We start from the raw sequence: 6,838 nt of genomic DNA, 5'->3' as shown, positions 1-6,838 counted from the left end.
CCATGAGAAAACAATTACACCACTTTATCAGCTGCCTCGTACTCGTTTTTATTGGCAGCTATGGATTTGCTCAAAACAAAATTGTGGTCTTTCAATCCGACTTCGGTCTGAAAGATGGTGCCGTATCCGCCATGAAAGGCGTGGCTTCCGGCGTTTCACCAGACCTGAAACTCTATGACCTCACACATGAAATTCCTGCCTACAACATCTGGGAAGCAGCTTATCGCCTGGAACAAACTGTTCCCTACTGGCCTGCCGGAACCGTGTTTGTATCTGTAGTAGATCCCGGCGTAGGCACCAGCCGTAAGTCGGTAGTGCTGAAAACAAATACCGGCCAGTTTATCGTAACGCCCGACAATGGCACCCTAACCCTCGTTGCTAAATCACTCGGCATCGCTGAAATACGGGAAATCGATGAAGCGGTGAACCGCCGTAAAGACTCCCAGAAATCATACACCTTTCATGGCAGGGATGTATATGCCTACACGGGAGCAAGATTGGCAGCCGGTACGATCAACTACGAACAGGTAGGTCCGGAATTGCCTAAACAGGTGGTCAGCATCCCTTACCAGGCGGCTGCACTGGAAGGTGGAAAGCTGAAAGGCAACATCTCTATCCTGGATGTGCAATACGGTAACATCTGGACTAATATCACCGCAGACCTGATCAATCAGCTGCAACTAAAATATGGAGATGTACTCCATGCTACTTTTTTCCATAATGGGAAAAAAGTATATGAAGTCAACGCTCCCTACAGCCAAACTTTTGGCGCCGTTGCAGAAGGTCAGCCACTGAGCTACCTGAATAGCCTGATGCAATTGTCGTTTGCCCTCAACCAGGGCAATTTTGCGGCTACTCATCATATTGGAAGTGGAAGTGAATGGAGTGTAGAAGTAACCGTTTCACGCAAATAATAACCAACAGCTGATGATAAAAATTTTAATCCCTGCCTCTTTTCTTGCACTGATCAGCACTTTTGCACATGCCCAAAAAGCGGCAGATACGATTCCTGCCCCTGCAGTGCGTACGCTGAATGAAGTCGTAACAGTGGGTACCCGCAGCAGCGGCCGTACCCGCCTGAATACCGTGGCGCCGGTAGATGTGTTTCTCATCTCTAAATTACAGATCCTCGCCCCGCAAAACGATCTGAATCAGCTGCTGCAATATATTTCACCTTCTTTCAACTCCAACAGGCAATCTTCCTCAGATGGAAGTGAGCATATTGATCCTGCCAGTATCCGTGGATTAGGACCAGATCAGTTGTTGGTACTGATTAATGGAAAACGTCGTCATACTACTTCGCTGGTCAATAACCAGGGCACCGTAGGCAATGGCTCCGTAGGTACCGACCTGAATGCCATACCGGCTTCGGCGATCGATCGCGTAGAAGTACTGCGCGACGGCGCTTCCGCCCAATACGGCTCTGATGCGATTGCCGGTGTAATCAACATTGTGCTGAAACAAAATACCCATCAGTTGTTTGCCGCCCTCACCGGTGGCGTTACTTCCCGCGGTGATGGAGGTCTGGGACAGCTAAGTCTCAACTATGGCACCGGCCTGGGCAAACAGGGCGGCTATCTCAATATCTCCGGAGAAGCATATCAGCGGGGCAAAACTACCCGGGCACAAAATAATAACCTGATCATCTTCGATCAGTCTGCCATCGGTAACTTCTTTGCGTACGACTTTACCGACGATCCTGCCGCTTCCCGGAAGTACGACGATGATATGCTCAAACAAAAAGGATTGAAAAGAGATGATTTCAATTTCCAGATCGGTGATGCACAAATAAAAAATGGCGGTGTTTTCTATAACTTATCACTGCCCTTTAAGAATGGCAAAAGTGAATTCTATTCTTTCGGTGGCTACAGCTACCGGCAGGGACAGGGCTTTGGCTTCCGGCGCCTGCCCAGCGATCCTACCGTGAATGTATATAGCATTTTCCGCGACGGCTTTCAGCCAACAACAGATTCCCGCATCCACGATCGTTCTATAGCATTGGGCCTGAAACATAAGCTGGGCGCCTGGCAGGCAGACCTGAGCAATACCCTGGGCGATAACCGCTTCGATTACCGGGTAGATCATACGGTGAATGCATCCCTGGAAAGTATGTCTCCAACGGAGTTTAAGGCCGGTGGACATGAATTCCTGCAAAACACTACCAACCTCGATTTTAGCAGACGGTTTACACAAGTGGCCGCAGGCTTTAACCTGGCCTTTGGCGCAGAATTCAGGATAGACGATTACCGTATCCGGGAAGGAGAAGAAGCATCCTGGAAAAATTATGCCCTGGTCACCAACCCCGATGGCACGGTCACCAATCCTTCCGGCCTCGCAGGTGGGTCACAATCTTTTACCGGTTTCTCCCCGCAAAATGTGATTCACAAAAACAGGAATAATACAGGTATTTATGTTGACGGAGAACTGGATGTGACTTCTAAATGGTTAGTCAGCGCAGCGGCGCGTTTGGAACATTACAGCGACTTCGGAACTGCACTCAGCGGCAAGCTGGCCACCCGCTACAAAATATCAGACCTGTTTAACGTACGGGGCGCCGTGAGCAATGGTTTCCGCGCTCCTTCTTTGCACCAGCAATATTTCAGTGCATTAAGCACAGATATTTTGCCAGACAATACCCTCGGACAATCCGGATTTTTTACCAATCAGAGTAACGTCGCCAAAGCTTTAGGTATTCCAAAACTAAAGCAGGAAACATCTGTCAACTACAGCCTTGGTTTCACCGCACAGGCAGCACGTAACTTCAGCATTTCTGTGGACGGTTATCTCACGAATATTAAAAACAGGATTGTTCTTACCGGCAGCTTCGGCTTTGATGCAAACGGCGATCCGGTACCAGCCATACAAGAGATCATCAATCGGCTGGGAGCCACCTCCGCCCGCTTTTTCAGCAATGGTATTGATACCCGTACTGCTGGTATAGACGTGGTAGCAGATTACAACCTCCATGCAGGGCCACATAGCTTTAATGCTTCACTGGGCTTCAACTACAACAAAAATAAAATCACCGGTGATCTGCATATTCCAGCGGAATTAAAAGGCCAGGAACAGATCTTTTTTTCGCCCAACGACAGTATCCTGATTACAGAAGGTACCCCCAGGGTGAAAGCTAATTTATCGCTCACCTATGGCTATAAAAAGTTCAGTGTTTTGTTACGGAATGTGTATTTCGGAGAAGTGTCGCGCAATAGTTTTCCTTTCGGAGAAGTGCAGGTACATAAAGGGAAAGTGGTAACAGACCTGTCGCTCAGCTATACTTTAAAACCAGTGGTGATTACTATCGGTGCCAATAATATCCTGGATGTTTTCCCGGATAAACAGGTGTATGATAATAGTTATTTCGGTGTGTTTAAATATGCCTCCGTGCAAATGGGATCACTGGGCTCTTTTTATTTTGCAAGAGTAGCGATTAACCTCCCTCATTAAAAAGCATACATCACGGTAAGGCCATAGATATCGGGCTGTTTCTTGCTCACACTTTTCATGTAAGACAGCTTGATGTCTATGCCTTCGTGGGTGCGCTTAGATAGCTTGATCCGCAGTCCCACATTGCCTGTGGGCCCATATGAGCTTTGAGAGGTAGAATCCGTATAGTGGTTGCCGTTACCATCGATACGCTTCAGATTCACGGGGCCGTAGTGATAACCAAAGCCGCCGCCCACAAAAAATCCGAATTTATTTTGATTGATCCTGGAAGATAGTCCGCCGTAATTCAGGTTAATAATCACCGGAATATCCACCATCCATCTCCCTTTGGTTTCAGGGCCGGTATAATCATCTCCATCATAATAATAGTAGTCATCCCCAATGTAATAGCCTTCGGAGCTGGAGCCACCGCCACCACCGGAACCGCCCACACTCAATGGAATACCTACCGATACCGACATCTTAGGCGTTTCCATCAGGTTAAAACGGGGAGAGTAAGTAAAAGCAACGCTGACAATGCTTCCCAGTCCGGAAGTATGATCAATGTAGGTGGACAAACCCACCGCATGCATAAGGCTTTGTGAAAAAGTGGTAATACCAGCGAGACAGGCAATGGTTAACAGGATAAATTTTTTCATATCGGGCAATTACGGGATGATCGGCTACAAATAAACGGTACAGTAATGATAATAAAAATAACAAAAATCGCTCCAATCGCAATGGTAGCACTTTTGGGGGTTGGTTGTATTCGAAAGCCCGTATTGACCGTAAAACAAAAGCTATTGAAACGGAATATCCGCCCCAATAGCTTTTGCAAACTTTTCTTGTATTACTGTAATACGTCCAGGATCGGATGATCTAATCCCTGTAGCGTATTCACATCAGGCTTAATCATTTCCAGCACGGTAACTTTATTACTGCCCTTTTTCAGCCATTCTGCCGGTACATATAAGGTTTGCTGCGGACCTACCTGCCAGTATCTGCCCAGGTGATGGCCATTAATCCATACCACTCCTTTGCCCCAATTTGTCATGTCCAGATAAGTATCGCCTACGCTGCTCAGTACAAAGCTGCCCTCTTTTAATACCGGTGCATCAGCGGCCACTGGGCCTGCTTTTACAACAGGTTGTTGAGCGTATGGCAGCTTAAATTGTTGCCATTGGTGTATCGCCTGACCATTGAGTAATACCTCGCCGGTAATGCCTTTATTATTTTTCAGGAGATAATGACCAAAATTGATGCGTCCCAGGTTCTCCACCAGTATCTCCAGTGTTACCCTACCCGCCGGAAGCGTTACTACTGCACTGTCCTGCGCCAGGCGCCTGTCCAGTATGGCGGCTCTTTTGCCGTTGATAAATACCAGGCCATAGTCGCGGAGATCTTTGATTTTCAGCAAAGCCTCCTTGCCACCGGTAACGGTAGTACGATACAATACATATCCATACGCCTGTTGCAGATTTTCAAACGTTAACGGATCTACGCTTTTAATCGCTGCGGGCAATGTATTCAATAAACCACTGCTACGGCTAAACGTAATCAATGGTGTAGTGATCACAGGTTTTTTCGCAGGTACTTCCGGCAAGGTTTGTCCGGCTGGTAAATGCTTTGCAATCACTTCTCTGAACTTCATAAATTTCGGCGTGGCATTGCCTGCTTCATCCAGTGGCGCATCATAATCGTAGCTGCTGACCTGTGGTTGATACGGACCATATCCGTCCCAGTTGGCACCATTCATATAGCCCCTGGAGGTACCGCCATGAAACATGTACATGTTAATGGAAATGCCTGCTGCCAGTACGCGATCCAGTCTGTCCAGGTACTTTTCATAAGGAACAGTATGATGTTTTTCTCCCCAGGAATCAAACCAGGCTGGGTACCATTCTGCAATGTAGAAAGGACCTTTGCCATTGTGGTTATCTCTCACCAGCTGTTTTACTTTTACCGGATCATCTTCACCATTTACCGCGGGTAACAATCCCGGCAAATGTCCTTTCGCTACATCTGCAGCCGGATCGCAGGTATAGAGTAATCCGTCGAAGCCCGCATCCACAAACATTTTGCGATTTATTTCCAGGTAGTCTTTATCATTGGAATAAGAACCATATTCATTTTCTATCTGCACCATCAGGATGTTGCCACCATGATTGATCTGTAATGCTGATAGTTGTTTACCTACTGCTTTAATATAATTATTATAGGCAGATAAATACTGTGGTTCTTTACTTCTTACTACCAGTCCTTTTTTATTCTGCAACCAGTAGGGATAGCCGCCAAACTCCCACTCAGCGCAGGCATAGGGGCTGGGGCGTAATATAATCCACATTCCTTCTTCCTGTGCTATTTTCACAAAAGCCGCTACATCATTGTTGCCCGAAAAATCATAGTGGCCCTGTTCTGGTTCATGCATATTCCAGAATACATAGGTGCCAATGGTATTCAGTCCCATCGCTTTGGCCATCCTGATCCGGTCGCGCCACGACTCACGAGGTACCCGCAGGTAGTGGATCTCGCCGGAAATCATCTGGAAGGGTTTCCCATCCAGCAGAAAGGCGGAATCACCTAACTGAAAGGTATGCTGCGCTTTTAACTGGAAACAGCATAACAGCATTAAAATAACAACACTAATTTTTTTCATTACTTATTTATTTTTCCTGTCAATGTTACTACGGATCTGGGTGGCACAGACAATGTGTTGCCGGAAACATAACCGGGCTGCAGGTTTCCCTGTGCATTGGTGGTATAGCTGCGTAGTGTTTTGTTACGCAGCTCCTTGCATTGAATAGCAAGGGTGGTGGCATTGGTACCGCTGTTAATCACAACAATATCCACGAGGTTGTCGGTATTTTTATAGGCAGATACCAGGATGTTTTTCATCGCAGCACTATCGTTCAGTTCCGCCGAAACCCTTTTAGCACCGGGTCTTACAAAGCGGCTGTAGTTACCTAACACCCACAACATTTTGGTATCATGTATTTGCCCGTCGGTTTTATTTTTATCTACGTAAATGAGTCCATCTTTATAATCATAGGGCGACACCGCCAGCCACCATTGCCAGGCCGAGGCATTGGCTACTGTAAGATCGGTGTGGATGACCCGCGCCATGTACAGCGCTGCATCCATACCCAGGTCTACTTTTCCACCTTCCATTTCTCCGGCATTGTTGCCCAGAATGCAATATTCTGATTGCCAGTACTCCAGTCCATTCAAGGCGGCCAGCACTTTTTTTCGTATAGTGGTAGCCGTATCCATTGGCGAAGTAGTGAAATAGCTATGTGCAGCTATCCCCTGGTAAATATTTTTATGGCCACCCAGATAGGTGGCGCTGTGCGGATCAAAAAAAGCTTTTATCTGCATGCCTTTATCCGGCTTGCTTTCGTTGGCATATAAATAATTG

Annotated in this window: 5 protein-coding genes; 2 read left to right on the top strand and 3 right to left on the bottom strand. The window is 46.9% G+C overall.

Annotated elements, in window-relative coordinates; all coding sequences use genetic code 11:
- A partial coding sequence (locus VIP81_RS27750) for an S-adenosyl-l-methionine hydroxide adenosyltransferase family protein (RefSeq protein ID WP_331969136.1) occupies positions 1-914 on the top strand: 914 nt, incomplete at its 5' end.
- Positions 915-927: 13 nt separating this feature from the next.
- The gene (locus tag VIP81_RS27745; RefSeq protein ID WP_331969133.1) at positions 928-3,444 is read left to right on the top strand and encodes a TonB-dependent receptor; all 2,517 of its coding nucleotides are present in this window, start codon (positions 928-930) and stop codon (positions 3,442-3,444) included.
- On the opposite strand, the gene VIP81_RS27740 is transcribed toward VIP81_RS27745, so the two are convergent.
- The 3 genes from VIP81_RS27740 to VIP81_RS27730 all read right to left on the bottom strand — a co-directional run.
- Positions 3,441-4,082, bottom strand: coding sequence for a hypothetical protein (locus tag VIP81_RS27740; protein ID WP_331969129.1), 642 nt, complete (start codon positions 4,080-4,082; stop codon positions 3,441-3,443). The genes VIP81_RS27745 and VIP81_RS27740 overlap by 4 nt on opposite strands.
- Before the next feature lie 191 nt (positions 4,083-4,273).
- Positions 4,274-6,079: a beta-galactosidase family protein gene (locus tag VIP81_RS27735; RefSeq protein WP_331969126.1), complete on the bottom strand. Its 1,806-nt coding sequence runs from the start codon at positions 6,077-6,079 to the stop codon at positions 4,274-4,276.
- Positions 6,079-6,838, bottom strand: a 760-nt coding sequence (locus VIP81_RS27730; protein ID WP_331969123.1) for a glycoside hydrolase, incomplete at its 5' end; no start/stop codon positions are given. The genes VIP81_RS27735 and VIP81_RS27730, both read right to left, overlap by 1 nt.

The sequence above is a fragment of the Chitinophaga sp. genome, from assembly GCF_036566945.1.
GTDB lineage: Bacteria > Bacteroidota > Bacteroidia > Chitinophagales > Chitinophagaceae > Chitinophaga.
This window is presented reverse-complemented; position numbering and strand designations above follow the sequence as displayed.

Bases quoted from the DNA above. Each gene is read 5' to 3' on its own strand.
- VIP81_RS27745 (WP_331969133.1), top strand. From the start codon at position 928: ATGATAAAAATTTTAATCCCTGCCTCTTTTCTTGCACTGATCAGCACT.
- VIP81_RS27740 (WP_331969129.1), bottom strand. From the start codon at position 4,082: ATGAAAAAATTTATCCTGTTAACCATTGCCTGTCTCGCTGGTATTACC.
- VIP81_RS27735 (WP_331969126.1), bottom strand. From the start codon at position 6,079: ATGAAAAAAATTAGTGTTGTTATTTTAATGCTGTTATGCTGTTTCCAG.